At 61.3% G+C, this 18,780-nt stretch carries 17 protein-coding genes and 1 tRNA gene; 7 read left to right on the plus strand and 11 right to left on the minus strand.

The features are described 5' to 3' along the window. Positions 1-18 precede the first annotated feature (18 nt). Positions 19-1,191 (plus strand): FAD-dependent monooxygenase, encoded by a 1,173-nt coding sequence (locus AB4K19_RS06290; RefSeq protein ID WP_375227593.1) that lies wholly within the window; start codon positions 19-21, stop codon positions 1,189-1,191. Positions 1,192-1,266: 75 nt separating this feature from the next. On the opposite strand, the gene AB4K19_RS06295 is transcribed toward AB4K19_RS06290, so the two are convergent. Both AB4K19_RS06295 and rocF read right to left on the minus strand, forming a co-directional pair. Next, on the minus strand, positions 1,267-2,319 hold the full coding sequence (locus AB4K19_RS06295) for an ornithine cyclodeaminase (RefSeq protein ID WP_375227594.1): 1,053 nt from the start codon (positions 2,317-2,319) through the stop codon (positions 1,267-1,269). Between the two features lie 14 nt (positions 2,320-2,333). After that, positions 2,334-3,254, minus strand: coding sequence for an arginase (gene rocF, locus AB4K19_RS06300; RefSeq protein WP_436399341.1), 921 nt, complete (start codon positions 3,252-3,254; stop codon positions 2,334-2,336). A 108-nt stretch (positions 3,255-3,362) separates the two neighbouring features. Here rocF and AB4K19_RS06305 point away from each other — a divergent pair, with 108 nt between their 5' ends. After that, a complete protein-coding gene (locus tag AB4K19_RS06305) occupies positions 3,363-3,788 on the plus strand; it encodes an Lrp/AsnC family transcriptional regulator (RefSeq protein ID WP_375227596.1) in 426 nt (141 codons plus the stop codon). Here the strand turns inward: AB4K19_RS06305 and AB4K19_RS06310 are convergent. Both AB4K19_RS06310 and AB4K19_RS06315 read right to left on the minus strand, forming a co-directional pair. Further along, positions 3,785-4,192, minus strand: a complete 408-nt coding sequence (locus AB4K19_RS06310) for a disulfide bond formation protein B (protein ID WP_436399531.1) — start codon at positions 4,190-4,192, stop codon at positions 3,785-3,787. The two genes, AB4K19_RS06305 and AB4K19_RS06310, sit on opposite strands and share 4 nt — an antisense overlap. A gap of 47 nt (positions 4,193-4,239) precedes the next feature. Further along, positions 4,240-4,818: a YqaA family protein gene (locus AB4K19_RS06315; RefSeq protein WP_375227598.1), complete on the minus strand. Its 579-nt coding sequence runs from the start codon at positions 4,816-4,818 to the stop codon at positions 4,240-4,242. Between the two features lie 126 nt (positions 4,819-4,944). Here AB4K19_RS06315 and AB4K19_RS06320 point away from each other — a divergent pair. Beyond that, a tRNA-Leu gene (locus AB4K19_RS06320) sits at positions 4,945-5,028 on the plus strand. 336 nt (positions 5,029-5,364) lie between these two features. On the opposite strand, the gene AB4K19_RS06325 is transcribed toward AB4K19_RS06320, so the two are convergent. The 3 genes from AB4K19_RS06325 to AB4K19_RS06335 form a co-directional block, all read right to left on the minus strand. After that, the gene (locus AB4K19_RS06325; RefSeq protein WP_436399342.1) at positions 5,365-5,988 is read right to left on the minus strand and encodes a nucleotidyltransferase family protein; all 624 of its coding nucleotides are present in this window, start codon (positions 5,986-5,988) and stop codon (positions 5,365-5,367) included. 55 nt (positions 5,989-6,043) lie between these two features. Then, a complete protein-coding gene (locus tag AB4K19_RS06330) occupies positions 6,044-8,461 on the minus strand; it encodes a GcvT family protein (RefSeq protein ID WP_375227600.1) in 2,418 nt (805 codons plus the stop codon). Positions 8,462-8,575: 114 nt separating this feature from the next. Then, the gene (locus tag AB4K19_RS06335; RefSeq protein ID WP_375227601.1) at positions 8,576-8,926 is read right to left on the minus strand and encodes a DUF1330 domain-containing protein; all 351 of its coding nucleotides are present in this window, start codon (positions 8,924-8,926) and stop codon (positions 8,576-8,578) included. A gap of 204 nt (positions 8,927-9,130) precedes the next feature. Here AB4K19_RS06335 and AB4K19_RS06340 point away from each other — a divergent pair, with 204 nt between their 5' ends. After that, on the plus strand, positions 9,131-11,551 hold the full coding sequence (locus AB4K19_RS06340) for a GcvT family protein (RefSeq protein ID WP_375227602.1): 2,421 nt from the start codon (positions 9,131-9,133) through the stop codon (positions 11,549-11,551). A gap of 689 nt (positions 11,552-12,240) precedes the next feature. On the opposite strand, the gene AB4K19_RS06345 is transcribed toward AB4K19_RS06340, so the two are convergent. Then, a complete protein-coding gene (locus tag AB4K19_RS06345) occupies positions 12,241-13,548 on the minus strand; it encodes an HlyC/CorC family transporter (RefSeq protein ID WP_375227603.1) in 1,308 nt (435 codons plus the stop codon). 76 nt (positions 13,549-13,624) lie between these two features. On the opposite strand from AB4K19_RS06345, the gene AB4K19_RS06350 reads away from it, so the two are divergent. After that, the gene (locus AB4K19_RS06350; RefSeq protein ID WP_375227604.1) at positions 13,625-14,440 is read left to right on the plus strand and encodes a metallophosphoesterase family protein; all 816 of its coding nucleotides are present in this window, start codon (positions 13,625-13,627) and stop codon (positions 14,438-14,440) included. Here AB4K19_RS06350 and AB4K19_RS06355 read toward each other — a convergent pair. Genes AB4K19_RS06355 through AB4K19_RS06365 form a run of 3 tightly spaced genes read right to left on the minus strand, consistent with a single transcriptional unit; the run spans position 14,377 to position 16,998 of the window. Continuing rightward, positions 14,377-15,345 (minus strand): site-specific tyrosine recombinase XerD, encoded by a 969-nt coding sequence (locus tag AB4K19_RS06355; RefSeq protein WP_375227605.1) that lies wholly within the window; start codon positions 15,343-15,345, stop codon positions 14,377-14,379. The genes AB4K19_RS06350 and AB4K19_RS06355 overlap by 64 nt on opposite strands. Beyond that, complete coding sequence (locus AB4K19_RS06360) at positions 15,342-16,859, minus strand: hypothetical protein (protein WP_436399343.1); 1,518 nt, start codon at positions 16,857-16,859, stop codon at positions 15,342-15,344. The genes AB4K19_RS06355 and AB4K19_RS06360 overlap by 4 nt, the downstream gene beginning before the upstream one ends. Then, positions 16,849-16,998 carry a hypothetical protein gene (locus AB4K19_RS06365; protein ID WP_298836100.1) on the minus strand — a complete coding sequence of 50 codons (150 nt, stop codon included), beginning with the start codon at positions 16,996-16,998 and terminating at the stop codon, positions 16,849-16,851. The genes AB4K19_RS06360 and AB4K19_RS06365 overlap by 11 nt, the downstream gene beginning before the upstream one ends. Before the next feature lie 85 nt (positions 16,999-17,083). Here AB4K19_RS06365 and AB4K19_RS06370 point away from each other — a divergent pair, with 85 nt between their 5' ends. Both AB4K19_RS06370 and aroB read left to right on the plus strand, forming a co-directional pair. Next, on the plus strand, positions 17,084-17,677 hold the full coding sequence (locus tag AB4K19_RS06370) for a shikimate kinase (protein WP_436399344.1): 594 nt from the start codon (positions 17,084-17,086) through the stop codon (positions 17,675-17,677). After that, positions 17,670-18,779, plus strand: a complete 1,110-nt coding sequence (gene aroB, locus AB4K19_RS06375) for a 3-dehydroquinate synthase (protein WP_375227608.1) — start codon at positions 17,670-17,672, stop codon at positions 18,777-18,779. The genes AB4K19_RS06370 and aroB overlap by 8 nt, the downstream gene beginning before the upstream one ends. The last annotated feature ends 1 nt before the right edge of the window (position 18,780 follow it).

The raw sequence follows: 18,780 nt of genomic DNA on the forward strand, positions 1-18,780 counted from the left end.
GCGCTTTTGTTTTTGGTGATGGAACAGAGACTGGCAAAAAATGCGGTTGTGATCGGCGCGGGGATCGGCGGGCTTGCCTGCGCGGCGGCTCTGGCCATGCGCGGTGTCGCGGTGACACTGGTCGAGCAGGCAGACGAGATCACTGAAGTCGGCGCAGGCCTGCAGATCAGTCCGAACGGACTTGCGGTGCTGCGCGCGCTTGGGTTGCAGGAACCGCTGCGCCGGGTTGGTGCCGTGCGTGCGGACGCGGTTTTGATGCGGGACTACCGGCAGGGAAAACAGGTGGCGCGGCTGGGTCTGAACCGCTTTCCCGGGCGCGATTACCTGTTTGTGCACCGCGCGGACCTCATTGCGCTGCTGGCCCGTGCCGCGCGGCAACAGAATGTTTCCATTGAAATGGGCCGGCGCGCGGTGTCCGTGACGCCGGGAGACCTGCCAGAAGTGACGTTTGCTGATGACGGGACGATGCGGTCAGAACTCATCATCTGCGCGGACGGTATTCATTCTGTTGGCCGAAGTGCTGTCTGGGACGCGCCTGAGTCGGCCTTTACGGGGCAGGTGGCCTGGCGGGCACTGGTTCCGGCACCCGCGGATGCAGCGGCGGTTGCAACAGTGACAATGGGGCCGGGGCGGCATCTGGTGACCTATCCGCTGCGCGGCGGGACGCTGACGAATATTGTAGCGGTTCAGGAGCGGGAAGCCTGGGCAGAGGAAGGCTGGGCACATGAGGATGACCCGGAGAATCTGCGCGCAGCGTTCGCGGACTTTGGTAGTCCGGCGCGTGAGTTGCTGGACCAGGTGACGCAGGTCGGTCTCTGGGGACTGTTCCGGCATCCTGTGGCACCGCGATGGGAACGCGAGGGTGTTGCCCTGTTGGGGGATGCCGCGCATCCGACGCTGCCATTTCTGGCGCAGGGGGCAAATCTGGCGCTGGAGGATGCCTGGGTGCTCGCGGGGCTGGCGGTTTCCGGTGATCTGGCTGCGACATATACCCAAACGCGCCGCGCGCGCGTGGTGCGCGCTATAGACGAAGCAAATGCCAATGCGCGCCGCTATCACATGGCCGAAGGACCGGTGCGACAGGCCGCTCATCTGGCATTGTCTATAGGCAGCCGGTTTGCCCCGGGAGTGATGCTGAAACGCTTCGAATGGCTGTACGGGCACGATGTCACCGGCACCCATCCGCTGTGATCCGGCGGCGCGCGTGTCCTGCCGGACACGCGCATTCTGTATCCTGGTTCCGGGCAGGCCCGGAACGGGCCCGCGTCATGTCTTTGCGCGCTGCAGCATTCCAAAGAGGTCGCGGGGGTCATCAGGATCCGCCAGCATGTCGAGCATGTGGCAAAAGGACGTCTGCCTGATCTGATCGCGGACGTACCGCAGGGCGCTGAAATCCTCGATCGCAAAGCCAACCGAGTCAAAGACGGTGATCTGGCGGGAGGATATACGGCCTTTGGCCTGACCCGTCAGCACCTGCCAGATTTCCGTGACCGGATGGTCTGGTGCCAGCTGCTGTACTTCGCCCTCAATCCGGGTCTGTTCGGGATATTCCACAAAGATATCAGACCGTTCCAGAATGCCCGGCGCCAGTTCGGTTTTGCCCGGACAGTCGCCGCCAATGGCATTGATGTGCACCCCGGCGCCGATCATGTTGTCCGTCAGGATACGGGCGTACTGCTTGTCGGCAGTGCAGGTCGTGATGATCTCTGCGCCCAGAATGGCTTCTTCCGGGCTGCTGCAGGTGCTGACGGTCAGCCCCAGCCCCGCGAGGTTGCGCGCGCATTTTGCTGTCGCTGCTGCGTCGGTATCATAAAGGCGCACCTCCGTGATGCCGCAGATGGCCTTCATAGCGAGGCTCTGGAATTCGGACTGAGCGCCATTGCCGATCATCGCCATTGTTGTGGCACCCGCAGGCGCCAGCAGACGCGCCACGAGGGCGGAGGTTGCGGCCGTGCGCAAAGCGGTCAGCATCGTCATTTCGGACAGCAATACCGGATACCCGGAGGCCACGTCAGCCAACAGGCCGAAGGCAGTGACTGTCTGGAGCCCTTCAGCGGTGTTCTTCGGATGACCGTTCACATATTTGAACCCGTAAACCTCACCATCGGAGGTGGGCATCAGTTCGATCACACCTTCGGCAGAATGGCTGGCAACACGTGGGGTTTTGTCAAAAAGCTGCCAGCGCCGGAAATCGGCTTCGATATAGTCCGCCAGACCGCGCAGCATATCCTCAACGCCAACGTGGTGGATCAGCTGCATCATGTGATCCACGGAAACGAAGGGGACCAGGGCTTTGTCAGAAGGGGCAGGGTTTGTCATGCGGGTTTTCCTGTTCAGTAAGCGCGCGTCGGGCGGTCGAACACGCGCCGGCCAAAGGCTGAAGCCGCCAGATCAACCATGACCTGTGCGGTGCGGCCGCGTTCATCGAGAAAGGGGTTCAGTTCCACCAGGTCCAGCGAGGTCATGAGGCTACTGTCGTGCAGCATCTCCATCACCAGGTGACCTTCGCGGATCGTAGCGCCACCGGGAACGGTTGTGCCCACCGCAGGTGCAACGGAAGGGTCGAGAAAATCCACATCAAGCGAGACGTGCAGCATACCCTGAGCCGCCGCAACACGGTCCAGAAAGGCGCTGAGCGGGCGGGCGATGCCGTTTTCATCAATGTCGCGCATATCCACCCGGTGGATGCCTGTATTCTGCAGCGCCTCGCGCTCGTCCGGGTCTACGGACCGCAGGCCGATGATGGCCACGTTTTCCTCAGGCAGCGGTTTGGAAATGGGCGGAAAGCCATCAAAGCCCGGGCGTCCGGTGACATAGCCCAGCGGTGTGCCATGCAGGTTCCCGCTCTCGGTGCTGTGTGGCGTGTGAAAATCGCTGTGGGCATCCAGCCAGAGTACAAACAGCGGGCGTCCGGTTGCCGCAGCATGGCGCATGGCACCGGCCACCGTGCCCAGCGACAGAGCGTGATCGCCCCCCATGAAAACCGGCAGCCCGTCCTGCAGACCTGCTTCAGCCGCCGCAGCCAAGGCTTCTGTCCAGGCGATGGTTTCTTCCAGCGCATGGATGCGCGGGTGCGGTTTTGGTGTAAACGGCGCCGGGGTGACATTGCCCCGGTCCTCGACGCTGCAGCCAAGGTCACTCAACGCCCGGGCAAGACCGGCTGTCCGGTAGGCATCCGGGCCCATGAGGCAACCGGCACGACGCTTGCCGCAGTCCATCGGTGCGCCAATCAGAATGCATTTTTGCTGTTTCATGCGGGCCTCCGGATTTCGATTGCCCCGAGAATAAGAACCACATCGGGTCATCGACAAGCATCCAGAATGCGCATAATGTCAGCAATATCATCATTATGGACATGTAAAATGGACGAAATGGATAGCAGGCTGATCGGGATTCTGCGTCATGATGCGAGAGCTCCACTTTCTGAACTGGCCTCCCGGCTTGGCGTATCCCGCGCCACGGTGCGGAACCGTCTGGCGCGCCTTCAGGCGGATGGCGACGTGCTGGGGTTCTCTGTGGTGCTCCGGAGCGATCAGATCCGCGACCCGGTACGCGGTCTGATGATGATTGCGATCGAGGGGCGGGGGACTGAGCGCATCATCCGGCAGCTGCGTGCATTGCCGGAAATCCGGCATGTGTGGTCCACCAATGGCCGCTGGGATGTTATTGTTGAGATCGGGACCGCAACGCTGGAAGCTTTTGATCAGCAACTGACAAGGATCAGGCAGTTTGACGGTGTGACCGCCAGCGAAACAAGTCTGCTTCTGTCGACCCGAAAAGCCGGTTAGGCGCGACGCCAGGCCAGCAGCCAGAGGCAGGTCAGCCCCAGTGAAATCACTGCATTCCAGCCCGCCATGCTCAGTCCCAGCATCTCCCATGGGATTTCGTCGCAGCGAACGATGGGGGCGGCCATGATCTGGTCAAAAAGCTCATCCGCGCTCAGCCCGCCGATAGGGGCCGATGTGCAGGACGTGGGCCCTTCCCAAAGCCCGCGTTCGACACCCGCGTGATAAAAACCGATCCCGGATGTGGTGAGTGCGGCTGCGGCGCCTGCGAGCGTCAGCGCACGGTTGGAAAGCCCAAGAGCCAGCGCGCCGATGGCAATGGCCACAATGTGCGGATAACGCTGCCAGTAGCACATTTTGCACGGAGGCATGCCGCCGATATACTGGAACGCGAGTGCGCCCGCCATCAATGCCGCAGAACCGAGTGTTGCGAGCCAAAGCGCCTGTCTGCCCGTCACAGATACCTCACCAGATAAAACCCACCGGCCAGAATGACCACGAACAGGGTGAACATAAGACCCAGCCGCCGTTCAATAAAGTCCCGGATGGGTGCGCCGAATTTCCACAGCAGGAAGGCTACAAGGAAAAACCGGATACCGCGCGCCAGCACGGACGTTGCAATGAAGGTTCCCAGTGGCATGCCGGTCCAGCCTGACATGATCGTGATCACTTTGTAGGGGAAGGGGGTCACCCCGGCGGTCAGGACGGCCCAGAAGCCCAGATCGTTAAAACGCGCGTTGAATTCAGTCATGCGCTCTGCTTTGCCCAGACTCTCAAGAACCGGCTGGCCGATGCTTTCAAACGCAAATGCCCCGATGGCATAGCCCGCGATGCCGCCCAGAACCGACGCGACCAGCGCCACACCGGCGATCAGCCAGGCGCGGGAAGGGCGTGCAATAATCATCGGGATCATCAGCACATCGGGCGGGATGGGGAAAACCGAGCTTTCAATAAAGCTGACAAAGGCGAGCACCCAGAGCGCATGGCGGTGCTCGACCATGCTGAGCGTCCAGTCGTAGAGCTTTCTGAGCATGTCTGTCCCGTCGTTTTGTACCGCGCCCCGCAGACCACGGGACAGCCGCACGGTCAAGGTAAAGCTGTACAAAATCCCGGATAATACTTGCCCGGTCGGCAACCTGCGTGTAAGCGCAGGGGGGCTGCCCAAGTGGCGGAATGGTAGACGCAGGGGATTCAAAATCCCCCGCCTTCGGGCGTGCCGGTTCGAGTCCGGCCTTGGGTACCAGGCAGCTCTCCCGGGGATTTCGGATGCACGTCTGTGCGGCAGGATTCGCGCGTCCCGCGAAATGGGTGTTTCCTGTCGTGCCAGGATCGTCTGACCTTTGCCCTATTGTTTCCCCGGATTTGCAGCTCAAACGCCGGATCAGGCGAAACACCGCCCGGGGGCGTCCGGATTTCCGGGTTAACGTGTGGTCACCGGTGCGTCAGAACACCAGTCAGGTAAGGTTCCGGTGTCGTCGCCCTTTCGCGCAGGGCGGCACACGCGGAAATATGCAGCTGCCACAGCGGGATACCCCCCAACTGGCGCGGAACGGGAGAGCTTTCCGACAGCTCTCCCGTTTTATTTCCGGTTCGCTTCCCAGGCGGCCCAGTCCTCCGGCGTGTCCAGATCCAGTCGCGCCCGGTTGCCCGCGAGAGGGACATATTGCAGGGCGTTTTTCTCTTCTTCCCGTTTGCGCAGGCTCCGTGCGCCGCTGTCACCCGAGAGGGTCAGAAAGTCGTCGAAGAGTTTCGCGTCCAGCACCATGGGGTGCCCCGGTTTGCCCTGTTCAGTCGTGGCGCACCACATGGAAACCGTGCCGTCCTTGCCAACCGGGGCCAGAACTTTTCGTATGTCACCGGTTGTGATTTCGGGCAGGTCGGGCAACAGGATCATCGCGGCAGGGGATCCCTGAGGGAGTGCTTTCAACCCGCGCTTCAGGCTGGCGCTGAGCCCGTCGCGGGCGTCCGGCACATCGACTGCTGTCGCACGTGTGCCGCTCAGGCAGCTGTAGCGGTCATGCGGTGCGGGAGGGAGCAAAACAATGACTACACCGCGCGTCGCATCGCAGGCGCGCAGGATCTGTCGCCTCAGCAGAGAAACGCCATCAATGCGTCGCATCAGTTTGTCGTCCCCGCGCATGCGGGAGGAAAGCCCCGCGGCGGGGATCAGGATCGCAATGTCAGAGCCGGGGACTGATGTCATTTTCATGCTCTACACGATGCTGAAGCGGTGAAACAGATGCTCCGTCTGTCGTCCTCTATCCCCGCAGCCGACTGCCTTCGGGATCAAAGAGTGGCTCTGCAATCACACGGGCCGGACGCATCTGTCCCAGGATTTCGATTTCCACTTTCGGTGCCTCCGCCACGCGATCCGACGGCAGGAAGCCCATTGCCACGGATTTACCTGCATGGTGGGACCAGCCACCCGAGGTGCAGAAACCGACCACGCCTCCGTCAAGCCAGACCGGCTCGTACCCCTGAACATCAGCGTCATCCGCGTCCACCTCAAAAACAACCAGACGACGGGCAGGGCCCTTTTCACGTTCTGCTTCGGCGGCTTCGCGCCCGATGAAAGAGGTGTTTTTGGACCACTGGATGAAGCGGTCCAGCCCTGTTTCCGCCGCCGTATAATCGGGCGAGAATTCTGACATCCAGCTGCCGAAGAACCGGTCAAGCCGCAATGACATCATGGCCCGCATGCCAAAGGGTGTCATGCCGTGTGGCGCACCCGCATCCCGGAGCGTGTTCCAGAGCGCGCGCTGTGCCATGGCATCACAGTAAATCTCAAACCCCAGATCGCCGGTATAGCTGACCCTTTGCACCACGCAGTCTGTCATGCCGATGGTCATGCGCCGGACGTCCAGAAACCGCATGTCGCTGACGTCCGACAGCGTGGTTGCTGCGAGCACGCCGCGGGCGCGGGGGCCGGCAATCTGAAAACCGGTCACACGGTCCGAGATGTTTTCGATTTCAACATCCGCTGCCGTGTGCTGTTGGAACCAGCGCATGTGAAACGCCTGGGCGCCATAGGACGCGGTCAGGCGGAAGTCGTTTTCGCTGAGGCAGGAGACCGTGAAATCTCCGATCAGTCTGCCGCGTTCGGACAACATAGGTGTCAGGCTCAGTCTGGCGGGCTGCGAGATGCGTCCCGCCATGATGCGGTCAAGCCAGGCGCGTGCGCCGGTGCCGCTGATGCGGTACTTGCCAAAGTTATGAACTTCATTGATTCCAACGGCTTCCCGGACAGCTCTCACCTCGCGACCGGTTGCCGCAAAAGCGTCTGACCTGCGAAACGATGGGGTTTCAAAAGTTGGCTCATCCCCGCGCGCAAAGTAGTTGGGCACCTCAAGCCCGTACTGATGGCCCCAGACAGCGCCCAGATCCGTGAAGATGTCATACATCGGGGTCGTACGGAATGGCCGTGCGGCGGGCAGTTCCTCGTTCGGGTAGGACACCGAAAACCGTTTCTGATAATTTTCGATGACCTTTGGCAGCGTATAGCCGGGCGTGATCCAGTCGCCGAAGCGGGCCACATCCATGGCCATCACATCGCGCTCGGGCTCGCCCTCGATCATCCACTGCGCGAGGGTCAGACCGACGCCGCCACCCTGACTGAACCCGGCCATAACACCGCAGGCAGACCAGTAGTTGCGCATGCCCGGCACAGGACCCACCAGCGGGTTACCGTCCGGTGCAAAGGTAAAGGGGCCGTGGATCACGTTTTTCACACCCGCCCGTTCGAGATCTGGAAAACGGCGGTAGGCAAAGGCTATACTGTCTTCGATCTTGTCGAAATCATCGGCCAGCAGGTCCTGGCCGAACGCCCATGAGGTGCCACCAACGGCCCAGGGGCGGCAGGTCTGTTCATAAAATCCGATACACAGACCGCGACCTTCCTGGCGCAGGTAACTTTCTCCCGCGGGGTCCATCACATGCGGATGTTCATGCCCGTCCGCCATCATGTCGACGATCAGCGGGACATCGTCTGTCACCAGATACTGGTGTTCCATCGGATGCAGCGGGAAATAAACCCCGGCCATTGCACCCACTTCGCGGGCCCAGAGACCGCCCGCATTGACGACATGTTCGGCATGAATGGTGCCCTTGTCAGTCACCACATCCCAGGTGCCGTCGCTGCGCTGGTTGGTCTCTCGCACCATACAATGCGTTTCGATCGTGGCCCCGCCCATACGGGCCGCCTTTGCATAGGCATGCGTGGTGCCCGATGGGTCAAGATGCCCGTCGAGCGGATCATAAAGCGCCCCAATGATCCCATCCGTGTTGGTGACGGGTGCGATTTTGCGGATCTCCTCCGGTCCCACGATTTCAGTGTCGAGGCCCATGAACCGGTGCTTTGCGCGCTCTGCCAGCAGCATGTCGAACCGGTCCTGATTATCGGCCAGCGTCACGCCGCCCACATGGTGCAGCCCGCAGGACATGCCTGTGATCTCTTCAAGTTCGCGGTAGAGCCGGATCGTATAGCCCTGGAGCGCCGCCATATTGGTGTCGCCGTTCAGGGTGTGGAACCCACCCGCCGCATGCCACGTCGAGCCGCTGGTCAGTTCAGAACGTTCCAGCAGCATCACATCGGACCAGCCCAGTTTGGTCAGGTGGTACAGAACGGACGCGCCGACGACGCCTCCGCCAATGATGGCAACACGTGTGGTGGTCTGCATTGAAACTCCGGTCCTGGTCTTTGCCCAATCATGAAAGACACACGAAAGCGCAGCAGGTTCAGAAACGACAGATCATGCCGTTTCGTGTCAGCGCAGGGCAGACAATGGCAGAGATCAGACAATTTCCTCGGTGGTGCCCGCGCTGGCCGTGTCCGGCATTTTCGGCAGCTCAGCCGTTTCGATCACGTTGATCTGGTAAAAGGGGAAAGCGCGGTCCCTGTGTTCGCGGACGGCGAGGTATTCGGGGCTCTGGAAAACGGCATCCACGGCGGCCCGGTCCGGGTAATCGACAACCACCACGGATTTTGCGCCGGATGCGCCAACAACAACATCGTTTATGGTGAAACGCTGCCGGATCACGGCGCCGGCCTTCTTCAAAAGAGGCTGGGTGGCCTGCATATACGCCGCAAGGTCTTCGGTTGCGTCCTCGTTAATGCTGAGAAGCGCCATTACTGTAATTGTCATCAGGATCCCCCACTTCAACCGTAAGTATTACTTTGCCGTGCAAATCCAAGCGGCGTTTTGGAGGTTTCAGACGAAAGCGCACAAAAACGTGGGATTTTTGACGCGGGCCTTGTCTGCCTGCGACGGAACATGTCGCCACTGCGCATTCCGGGCCGGTGAGCGGGGGGCAGTATGACCCGCAGGACAGCTATCAGGACGATCCAAATGCGCACACATGCACAGGCCGTAGTCATCGGGGGCGGCGTCATCGGCTGTTCCATTCTTTACCATCTGACCAAATTGGGATGGACGGATGTCGTGCTCCTGGAGCGGGACGAACTGACCAGCGGCTCCACTTGGCACGCGGCGGCCAACATTCATGGCCTGCATGACAGCACCAACATCAGCCGCATTCAGCACTACACGATGAACCTCTATAACAGCCTCGAGGCAGAGACTGGTCAGTCCTGCGGTGTGTTTCAGCCGGGCTCGCTCTATCTGGCGCAGACCGAAGCGCGTGAGCACCAGCTGCGCCTGCAGGCCGCCAAGGCGAAACTCTATGGCATGAACTTTCATGAGGTCAGCCGTGATGAAGCCGAAAAGCTGCACCCGCTGGTCGATTTTGACGGCATCCGCTGCATCATGTGGGAACCCGATGGCGGCAATGTGGACCCGTCGGGCGTTACCAACGCCTATGCCAGCGGTGCCCGGCAGAATGGCGCGGAGATCATCCGCTTCTGCCCCGTAACCGCGACCGAACAACAGCCCGATGGCACATGGATTGTCCGTACACCCAAAGGCGATATCGCAACACAGTGGGTCGTGAACGCGGCAGGTCTCTGGGGGCGCGAGGTAGCATCACTTGCCGGCATTGAACTGCCGCTACAGCCCACAGAACATCAGTATTTCGTGACCGAGACCATCGCAGAAATTGACGCCCTGGATCGACGGCTGCCGTCCGTGGCGGATCGCGATGGCGAATATTACCTGCGCCAGGAGGGCAAGGGCCTGCTGGTGGGCGCGTATGAGAAAGACCTGCGTTTCTGGGCCGAGGAGGGCACACCGCAGGGCTTTGGCCACGAGCTTTTTGCCGATGATCTGGAGCGGATCGAGGACAACATGATGCGCGCCATTGAGCGCGTGCCGGCCGTAGGCGAGGCTGGGATCAAACGGGTGATCAATGGGCCGATGATCTGGTCCCCGGATTCCAACGTGCTGTTCGGACCAGTGCCGGAACTCAGTAACTATTTCTGCTGTAACGGTATTATCCCGGGGTTCTCGCAGTCGGGGGGCATGGGGCTGCTGGCAGCAGACTGGATCGTCACCGGCGAGACCCGCTATGACATGTTTGCCTGGGATATGGCGCGTTTCGGCGAATGGGCGGACAAAAAGTTCACCAAAGCGCGAGTGGGCGACCAGTATGCGCACCGTTTCAAAATCCACTTCCCGAACGAGGAACGTGCAGCGGGGCGTCCGATGCGTCGCAGACCTGCTTACGCAATGCAGACAAAGCTGGGTGCGGTATTCGGTCTGAACTATGGCTGGGAACACCCGCTCTGGTATGCGGACGAGCCTGGCACGACCGACACAGACGGGTTCACCCGCCAGAACTGGTGGGCGCCTGTCGGGCGCGAATGCCGGATGCTGCGCGAAAAAGCGGGCATCATCGATATCTCCAACTTCGCCAAATACACCTGCAAAGGCCCGGGTGCCGAGGCGTGGCTGAACAGTGTTTTCGCCAACAATATTCCAAAGGCGATCGGTCGGTCCTGTCTGACGCCGCTGATCGGCAAACGTGGCGGAATCGCGGGCGATTTTACGGTGACGCGCACCGGTGAGCACGAATTCTGGGTGATCGGGTCCGGCATGGCCGAGCGCTATCACAGACGGTTCTTCAAAGAAGTGCCGCTGCCTGAAGACACCACGTTTGAAAGCCGGACAGAGGCGGTCTGCGGGTTTAATGTGGCCGGACCCCGGTCGCGCGAAATGCTGCAGCGGCTGACCAACACATCGCTGGCGACAGAAGACTTTCCGTTCATGCGCTCTGCCTGGATAGAGCTGTCGGGCATCCGGGTACTTGCGCTGCGTGTCAGTTTCACCGGCGATCTCGGCTGGGAACTGCATTGCGCTGCGGAAGATCAGGCCCGTCTGCTGGACGTGCTCCTGAACGCCGGGCGTGACGTGGGGGCTGGCCCGGTAGGCAGCCGCGCGCTGATGTCGCTTCGCATCGAGAAAGGCTATGGATCCTGGTCACGCGAATACAGTCCAGAATACTGGCCTCAGGAAGTGGGCCTCGACAGGCTGTGCAAGATGGACAAGGAATTCCTCAATCGTTCGGCGGTTGAGGACGTGCTGAAAAATTCCCCGCGTGAACACCTCGTTCTGCTGTCCCTTGACGCAGCGGACACGGATGCATCTGATGCCGATGCGACAGGCGGTGAGCCAATCTTCAAAGACGGGCAGGGGATCGGGCGTGTGACATCCGGTGCCTATGGCTATTCTGTCGGGATGAGCCTTGCGATGGGGTATGTGTCGGGAGCCACGCCAGGAGACCGCGTTGAGGTCATGGTGCTCGGCCGGCCCCACGGCGCGACGATCCTGCACGAGCCACCCTTTGATCCCGGTGGCGCTGTGTTGCGCGGCTGAACACCGAAAGCGCGGTATTGACGTTCAGTTCAGCAAAGAGATCACTGTCAAACAGCTGCCAGAAGCAGGCTGTTGCACTGAGGCGCTGCACCATCACTGCCCGGCCCGGTCAGCCGGATTTTTTCCGCGGGCGACAACTCTGTGAACCGGATGCTGGGGCATGTTTCTGTATCCTGAGGCGCAGACCAGGACGCTGGTGCCGGTTGTAAGACCAACCGTCGCTGCCGGGGCTGTTGCAGCTGCCGGAGCGGGCAGGCAGGCCGGTTTGTTTTCGCTTTCGACAAGAGTCTCTGTGCTTCGGGAGGCACCAAAAAGCCATCAACATATGAACGGGCGATGATGAAGATTGAAAATGCTGTACCTGCATAAAAATCCGGCTCGGGGCTGTGGAAATACCGGGGCCTGCCGCAAGTGCCAGGAAAACGTTCCCGGACAAAGGGAACGTTGCGGATTACCGTCCTGTCTTTTGCGGTCAGCGCGCTGAACGGAGAAGCCAGCAGTGTGCTGTTTCGGGCGCATTCAAGCGGGTCAACCATTCAACCGGTGCTGATATCAGATGAGTGCCAGTTCCCGTTTGGTTCGGACCTCAATGGCCTCAGGTCTGCTATTTGTTGCGGGTGGCAGCGACCCGGAAGGTTTTGATGCCGCGGTGCCGGACATGCGGCACTGCGCGGCTGTCTGGCTGCCCGTTACAATGGGCGGATATTCAGCTCTGTGATCCTGTTGCCATCGCGTGCCCGGACCTCAAACCGGAAACCATGGAACGAAAACACCTGACCGACTGTCGGGATCATCTGAGCCTCGTGGATGACCAGTCCGGCGACCGTGTTGGCCTCCTCATCGGGCAGGTTCCAGTCTGTTGCGCGGTTCAGGTCGCGGATGGTCATGGCGCCGTCAATGACATATTGTCCGTCCTCCGAGCGCTGGACCGGGTGATCGGCCTGAGGGTCGAATTCATCCGTGATTTCTCCGACGATCTCTTCCAGGATGTCCTCAAGCGTGATCAGCCCCTGGAGTGATCCGTATTCGTCCACAACCAGCGCAAAGTGCGTTCTGCGGCGCAGGAACTGCCGCATCTGCTCGTCCAGTGTTGAGGTTTCGGGCACGAAATACGGCTTCATGGCCACGTCTGAGATCCGGAACCCCCGCAGTTTCGCGGCGTCACCGTCCGGGCCACCGATGATTTTATACATTGCCCGCAGCAGATCCTTGGCGTGGATCACGCCGATAATGTTCTCCTGATCGTCCTGAAAGACGGGCAGGCGGGTGTAATTGGACTGCAGACACTGCGCCAGAATATCTTCAGGCGCGTCATCCGCATTGATCATCTCAATGCCGGAACGGTGCAGCATGATTTCCTCAACAGCACGTTCATTGAGGTCCAGCGCGCCGAGAATACGGTCGCGGTGTTCTTTTTCGACCACACCTTCGGAGTGGCCCAGCGTGAGGGCGCCTTCGATTTCGGCGTGCACATCCAGAATGTTGCTGTCGGGGTCGATCCTGACGCCGAACACCCGCAGTACGCCGCGCACCAGCAGGCGGACGGCGGCCACGATGGGCGCAAAGACAGTCACGACAAGAGAAATGGGCGCAGAGACCAGCGAGGCCGCTTTCTCGGAATTGGTGATCGCATAGGTTTTCGGCAGTACTTCCGCAAAGATGAGCACAAGCAGCGTCATCACCAGCGTCGCCAGAGCCACACCGCTTTCCCCGAATGCCCGGGTGAAAATGGAGGTCGCCAGCGAGGCCGCCAGAATATTCACCAGGTTGTTGCCGAGGAGGACGGATCCGATCAGCCGCTCGTTGTCTTCGGTGATCTGCAGGGCACGTTCGGCGCCACGTGATCCTTTGTCAGCCTGGGTGCGGAGCTTGCCGCGTGATGCCGCGGTCAGGGCGGTTTCCGAGCCGGAAAAGAAGCCGGACAACACCAGCAGAAAAAGGATAACGCCACCTGTGATCCAGAAAGTCGCATCAAGCGTTGCGGGGACAGAGTCCATTTGGGATGATACCTTTGAGATTTATGCCCTTTGGTTATGGGGGTGCGGTCGGCTGCAATCAAGGGAGGAGCCTGCGATGCTGCGGGATTTGGGGACGCTGGACGGTCCTGTGCTGCTGTTTGGCGGGCCCTATTCGAACAGTGATGCGCTTGAGGCGCTGATGCGTGCCGCGGGTACAGCGGGCATTCCGCCGGGCCAGATGATCTGTACCGGGGATGCGGTGGCCTATTGTGCAGCGCCCTCTGAGACGGTGGATATGCTGCGCGATGCTGGGATCTGCGTGGTGGCCGGAAACTGCGAGAAACAACTGGCGTCGGGCGCAGACTGCTGTGGGTGCGGCTTTGACGAAGGCTCTGCCTGTGAGCTGCTGAGCGGCTCCTGGTACAGCTATGCCGCCGCGCGGATCGACCCGGAGCAAAGGGCGTGGATGGCGTCCTGTCCGGATGTGACCGTGTTTGAGCATCAGGGCGCGCGGTATGCGGTGATCCACGGCGGTATGACGGATGTGGCGCGGTTTATCTGGCCGGACAGCCTCGACGCGGTCTTTGCGGAAGAATGGGCAGCTGTTGAGGCGGCTGTAGGCCCGGTCGATCATGTGATCGCGGGTCACAGCGGGATACCCTTTATCCGCGAAACAGGCGCGGGCCGCTGGATCAATGCGGGCGTGATCGGCATGCCGCCACACGACGGACGGCAACAGACGCGCTATGCCGTTCTGGACGGTGGAGAGGTGCTGATCCACAAGCTGAGTTATGATGTCACAGCAGCGGCAGCGCGCATGGCAGAGGCCGGGCTGGTGCAGGGATATGACCGGGCGCTGCTGAGCGGTTACTGGCCTTCGGAAGATGTATTGCCACCGTCACTGCGTTTGCCCTCCCTGGCCAGAGGGTGATGGTTCAATACCAGATCCTGCAACCGCGCTTCGAGGACATGAGTATATATTTCGGTGGTGGCGACATCCGCATGGCCCAGCATCGTCTGGATCGACCTCAGATCAGCGCCCCGGGCCAGCAGATGGGTGGCAAAAGCGTGGCGCAGCGTATGCGGTGTGACCTTGCCCGGGCTGACGCCGCCTTCCACAGCCAGTTCCTTGATCAGCGCGTAAAACCGGTGCCGTGTCAGGTGCCCGGATTTTCCACGCGACGCGAAAAGAAAACGCGATGCGGGCAGACCTTTTTCCCGCCGCTCTTCCTCGGTTCTGTCACGCACAGCGAGCCAGTCCGCGAGGGCGGTCCGAGCAGGCGGTGAGAGGGGCACGAGCCTTTCCTTGCCGCCCTTGCCGGAAATCAGCAGCATCCGGGGATCGCCGCGCGTGGCGCTGACGGGCAGGCTGACCAGTTCGGAGACGCGCATGCCCGTTGCGTAAAGCAGCTCCATCAGGCAGATATTGCGCAGCCGGTCCGGACCGTCCCGGCCTGCGGTGCGGGCGGCAGCGAGCAGGCGGTCCACTTCTTCTTCGCTCAGTGTTTTGGGCAACCGTTTGTCACGTCCCGGACCCGCCACCTGCAGCGCCGGATTATCAGCGCGCCAGCCTTCTTCAAAGGCGAACCGGTAGAGTTGTTTGATCGCAGAAAGGCGTCTGGCGCGCGTTGCCTTCGACAGGCCTTCGGCATCGCACCGGACAAGGTAGGCCTCGACATCAGAACGCTGAGCGCTGGCAAAATCCAGCGACTGCGCCGCGAGCCAGGCGTCATATGCCTGCAGATCGCGGCCATAGGCCAGCAGTGTATTGCGCGCCGCACCCAGCTCCGCGCTCTGTGCTTCCAGAAATGCGGGTATCCAGGCGGCGCGGCTCATGGGTTGTACCGGTCCAGCAACAGCACCTGAAGCGCAGCGCGCCGGGCAGTTGTTTCAAACCCCATGCGGCGCAGCGTTGAAAGAGCTTCCTGCAGGGCGACCGGATCGCCCGCAGCTCCTTCTTCCAGCGTGGACAGCGTGCGCAGAATGGTCAGGCCCGGCTGGCTGTTGTCTGTAGCCCGGCGCACTTTGCCCGAGAAGGCCGCAGCAACAGCGGCATCCCGCGCTGTCCCGGCCACCAGCGGCAGCGGGCTGCTGGTTGCAATCGCTGTAGCCAGATCGTTGCCGGGTCCGCGCGCATCCTGGAAACCGGGTGACAGGAGCATCATGCGCTGCGCAATTGCTGCAGCGTCGCCTGTAAGGTCAGCCGCGGGCAGTTCATCGGCAAAAAGCGTAGCAAAAGGTACTTCAAGGCGAGCGGCCTGCATTGTGCGCCAGGCAGCAGGCAGGGCGCTGCTGATCCTGCCGGGATCACGATCGCGCAGTGCTGTTTCCAGTTCCTGAATGGCAGCGGCACGGTCCCAGACACCGCCTGATGCTGCTGGCCGGCGGGCCGTGTAAAGCCCCAGCAACTGATTGTCCGGCAGGCTGCCGGCGCGGGCAAGGCGTTCTGCGGCTTCAAGCTGGGCCTTCCAGCCTGCCAGATCACGCAGGTCTGCCACCGCATATTCACGGGGCAGAAACCGGGTGGGCAGTGGCTCGCCAATCGCTTCGTGAAGCCGGAAGAGCAGGGGCGTGATCCGCGCGGGCGGGGCCAGTGCGGGATCCCCCTCGAAGAGATCGGGGTCAAGAAAACGGGCCAGAAGATTGACCTGTGGCTCAGGTATGGTGCCCAGCGCACGGCCGGCATCATACAATACGGCTGCGGTAGCCCAGTCGCCCCCCCGCAGTGTGCAGAAAACGCGGTGCCCTTCGGAGGGGGCCAGATGAGGTGTTTCCCGCAGCAGATCACAGGCGTTGTCTTCATCGCCGGTCAGCAGGGCCAGATCCATGAAGGTGGCAAAATGGTCCTTGTCGCGCGTGGGGCCGGACTGGCCCAGCAGCGCAAGCGCAGGCTCCAGCGCACCACTGCGCCGCAGAACGCGCGCCCGGGCCAGGGTAAAAAGGTCCTCGGTTGCCGTGTCTGTGCCGGGCCCGAACGCCTCGGTCAGCAGCGCCCGGTAAAGCAGCGCCTGGCCCGCGGGCAGACGTAAATCCGGCAGGGTTTCCAGCGCGGTACTCAGGATCTGCGGATCGCTGCCAGCCCAGAGATCGGGCGGCAGACCCGTAACGGCCGGTGGTACAAGCCCGATCTGACGCAGGACCTGTTCGTTCAGTGGTGCAACGCTGACGTCCGGCGGCAGCCGTTCGGGTGCTTCTCCGGCGGGCGCGAGCGGGGTCGTGGCAATCGGGCGGTGCTGCACCACTGGCTGGCTATCGATCCAGTCAATCGCCGACAGCGGCTGTTCCTGCGCGCCGGCAGGCTGCGCAAAACACAATGCGACAACAATATATGGCGAAACCCTACTCAGCATCCAGCGTGACTGGCACCCGGACTTCTGACTGTGGCGCGCCGAAATCAGCGCCAAAGAAGGGGCCAACATAGGCGTAGCCTGTCAGCCCGAGAAACCCGAGGATCAGAAGGTAGATCAGAAGTTTGAACAAACGTCCCATTGTGCTGCCCTGTTTTTTGCCTGCCTGCCGTTTTTACGCAACTTATATATGGCCTTTTCACCAATATCACGTCATTCAGACGATTATGAGCGATTTTCAGCAATCCCTGGCCGATACGTCCGGAACGCACGGTTTTGTGTTGAAAAAGACGATTGTCATGGTCGGCATGATGGGGGCCGGCAAGACCGCCGTAGGGCGCGGGCTGGCAGCGTTGCTGGATGTGGACTTTCTCGATTCGGATCACGAGATCGAACAGGCCGCAAATATGACAATCCCCGAGATTTTTGCCCGCGATGGTGAGCCGTTCTTTCGTGCGCGCGAAACAGAGGTGATCCAGCGCCTGCTGCAGGGAAAGCCCTGTGTACTGTCCACGGGCGGCGGTGCCTATCTCTCTGAGGTGAACCGCGCCACGATTTCTGCACAGGGTGTGGCGGTCTGGCTGGATGCGGATATTGATCTGCTGTGGAACCGCGTGAAACACCGCGACACCCGGCCGCTGCTGCGGACGGAAAACCCGCGCGCAACGCTGGAGGCGCTTTTTGAGGCGCGCGTGCCGGACTACAGCCGGGCTGATCTGCGTGTGGCCTGTGCGCCACCGGTCTCCGTCGAAGCCATGGCACGCCGGGTTGCAGATGTTCTTGAAACCCGACCCGATGTGCTGGAGCGCCGAAATGCCTGAAACTGTCCACGTCAACCTGCCCGGCCGCGCCTACGACGTGCAGATCGGACCGGGACTGATTGATCAGGCAGGTGTGTATGTTGAACCGTTTCTGAAGCGGCCTCAGGTTGCGGTGATCAGTGACGAAACTGTTGCCGGGCTGCATATGACCGCGTTACGCGTCGGTCTGGCCGCGCGGGGTATCGGGATGTCCGAACTCGTTCTGCCGGCAGGTGAGGCCACCAAATCATGGGGGCCGCTGGAGCAGTCCGTTGAATGGCTGCTGGACCAGAAGGTGGAGCGCGGCGACATTGTCATCGCTCTTGGCGGGGGCGTAATTGGCGACCTTGTCGGATTTGCCGCTGCCATTCTGCGCCGGGGTGTGCGTTTCGTGCAGATTCCCACATCGCTGCTGGCGCAGGTCGACAGTTCTGTCGGAGGCAAGACCGGCATCAACGCACCACAGGGCAAAAACCTGATTGGTGCGTTTCACCAGCCAACGCTGGTACTGGCAGATACCTCGGTGCTGGGCACGCTGACATCGCGCGATTTTCTCGCCGGTTATGGCGAGGTCGTAAAATATGGTCTGCTCGGCGATGCGGATTTCTTTGAATGGCTGGAGGCCAACGGTCCGGCTCTGGCTGCTGGCGACATGGACGCCCGGGTCGAGGCGGTGCGGCGGTCGGTGCAGATGAAGGCCGACATCGTCGAACGCGATGAAACGGAACAGGGCGACCGGGCGCTGCTCAATCTGGGGCACACATTCGGTCACGCCCTCGAGGCAGCGACCGGATATTCGGACCGGTTACTGCACGGCGAGGGTGTCGCCATCGGCTGCACTCTGGCCTTTGAACTCTCGGCGCGGATGGGCCTGTGCAGCCAGGAAAGCCCCAGCCGTGTGCGCGCGCATCTGAAGACGATGGGCATGAAAACGGATCTGGCGGACATTCCCGGGGATCTTCCCGATGCGCAGACGCTGCTTGGCCTCATGGGGCAGGACAAGAAGGTCGTGCAGGGAGAACTGCGTTTTATCCTGTCCCGCGGTATCGGAGAGGCCTTTGTGACCGGCGATGTCACGGCTGACGCTGTGCTGGATGTGCTGAACGATGCGCTCCGCGCCTGAT

Source organism: Roseobacter phycocola, from assembly GCF_042055075.2.
Taxonomy (GTDB): domain Bacteria; phylum Pseudomonadota; class Alphaproteobacteria; order Rhodobacterales; family Rhodobacteraceae; genus Roseobacter.

What these genes read in the sequence shown, in the direction of transcription:
- AB4K19_RS06360 (WP_436399343.1), bottom strand. Translation starts at nt 16,859, where the DNA reads ATGCTGAGTAGGGTTTCGCCATATATTGTTGTCGCATTGTGTTTTGCG.
- rocF (WP_436399341.1), bottom strand. Translation starts at nt 3,254, where the DNA reads ATGAAACAGCAAAAATGCATTCTGATTGGCGCACCGATGGACTGCGGC.
- AB4K19_RS06295 (WP_375227594.1), bottom strand. Translation starts at nt 2,319, where the DNA reads ATGACAAACCCTGCCCCTTCTGACAAAGCCCTGGTCCCCTTCGTTTCC.
- AB4K19_RS06345 (WP_375227603.1), bottom strand. Translation starts at nt 13,548, where the DNA reads ATGGACTCTGTCCCCGCAACGCTTGATGCGACTTTCTGGATCACAGGT.
- AB4K19_RS06355 (WP_375227605.1), bottom strand. Translation starts at nt 15,345, where the DNA reads ATGAGCCGCGCCGCCTGGATACCCGCATTTCTGGAAGCACAGAGCGCG.
- AB4K19_RS06340 (WP_375227602.1), top strand. Translation starts at nt 9,131, where the DNA reads ATGCGCACACATGCACAGGCCGTAGTCATCGGGGGCGGCGTCATCGGC.
- AB4K19_RS06290 (WP_375227593.1), top strand. Translation starts at nt 19, where the DNA reads ATGGAACAGAGACTGGCAAAAAATGCGGTTGTGATCGGCGCGGGGATC.
- AB4K19_RS06350 (WP_375227604.1), top strand. Translation starts at nt 13,625, where the DNA reads ATGCTGCGGGATTTGGGGACGCTGGACGGTCCTGTGCTGCTGTTTGGC.
- AB4K19_RS06365 (WP_298836100.1), bottom strand. Translation starts at nt 16,998, where the DNA reads ATGGGACGTTTGTTCAAACTTCTGATCTACCTTCTGATCCTCGGGTTT.
- AB4K19_RS06370 (WP_436399344.1), top strand. Translation starts at nt 17,084, where the DNA reads ATGAGCGATTTTCAGCAATCCCTGGCCGATACGTCCGGAACGCACGGT.
- AB4K19_RS06305 (WP_375227596.1), top strand. Translation starts at nt 3,363, where the DNA reads ATGGACGAAATGGATAGCAGGCTGATCGGGATTCTGCGTCATGATGCG.
- AB4K19_RS06315 (WP_375227598.1), bottom strand. Translation starts at nt 4,818, where the DNA reads ATGCTCAGAAAGCTCTACGACTGGACGCTCAGCATGGTCGAGCACCGC.
- AB4K19_RS06330 (WP_375227600.1), bottom strand. Translation starts at nt 8,461, where the DNA reads ATGCAGACCACCACACGTGTTGCCATCATTGGCGGAGGCGTCGTCGGC.
- AB4K19_RS06310 (WP_436399531.1), bottom strand. Translation starts at nt 4,192, where the DNA reads ATGGCGGGCGCACTCGCGTTCCAGTATATCGGCGGCATGCCTCCGTGC.
- aroB (WP_375227608.1), top strand. Translation starts at nt 17,670, where the DNA reads ATGCCTGAAACTGTCCACGTCAACCTGCCCGGCCGCGCCTACGACGTG.
- AB4K19_RS06325 (WP_436399342.1), bottom strand. Translation starts at nt 5,988, where the DNA reads ATGACATCAGTCCCCGGCTCTGACATTGCGATCCTGATCCCCGCCGCG.
- AB4K19_RS06335 (WP_375227601.1), bottom strand. Translation starts at nt 8,926, where the DNA reads ATGACAATTACAGTAATGGCGCTTCTCAGCATTAACGAGGACGCAACC.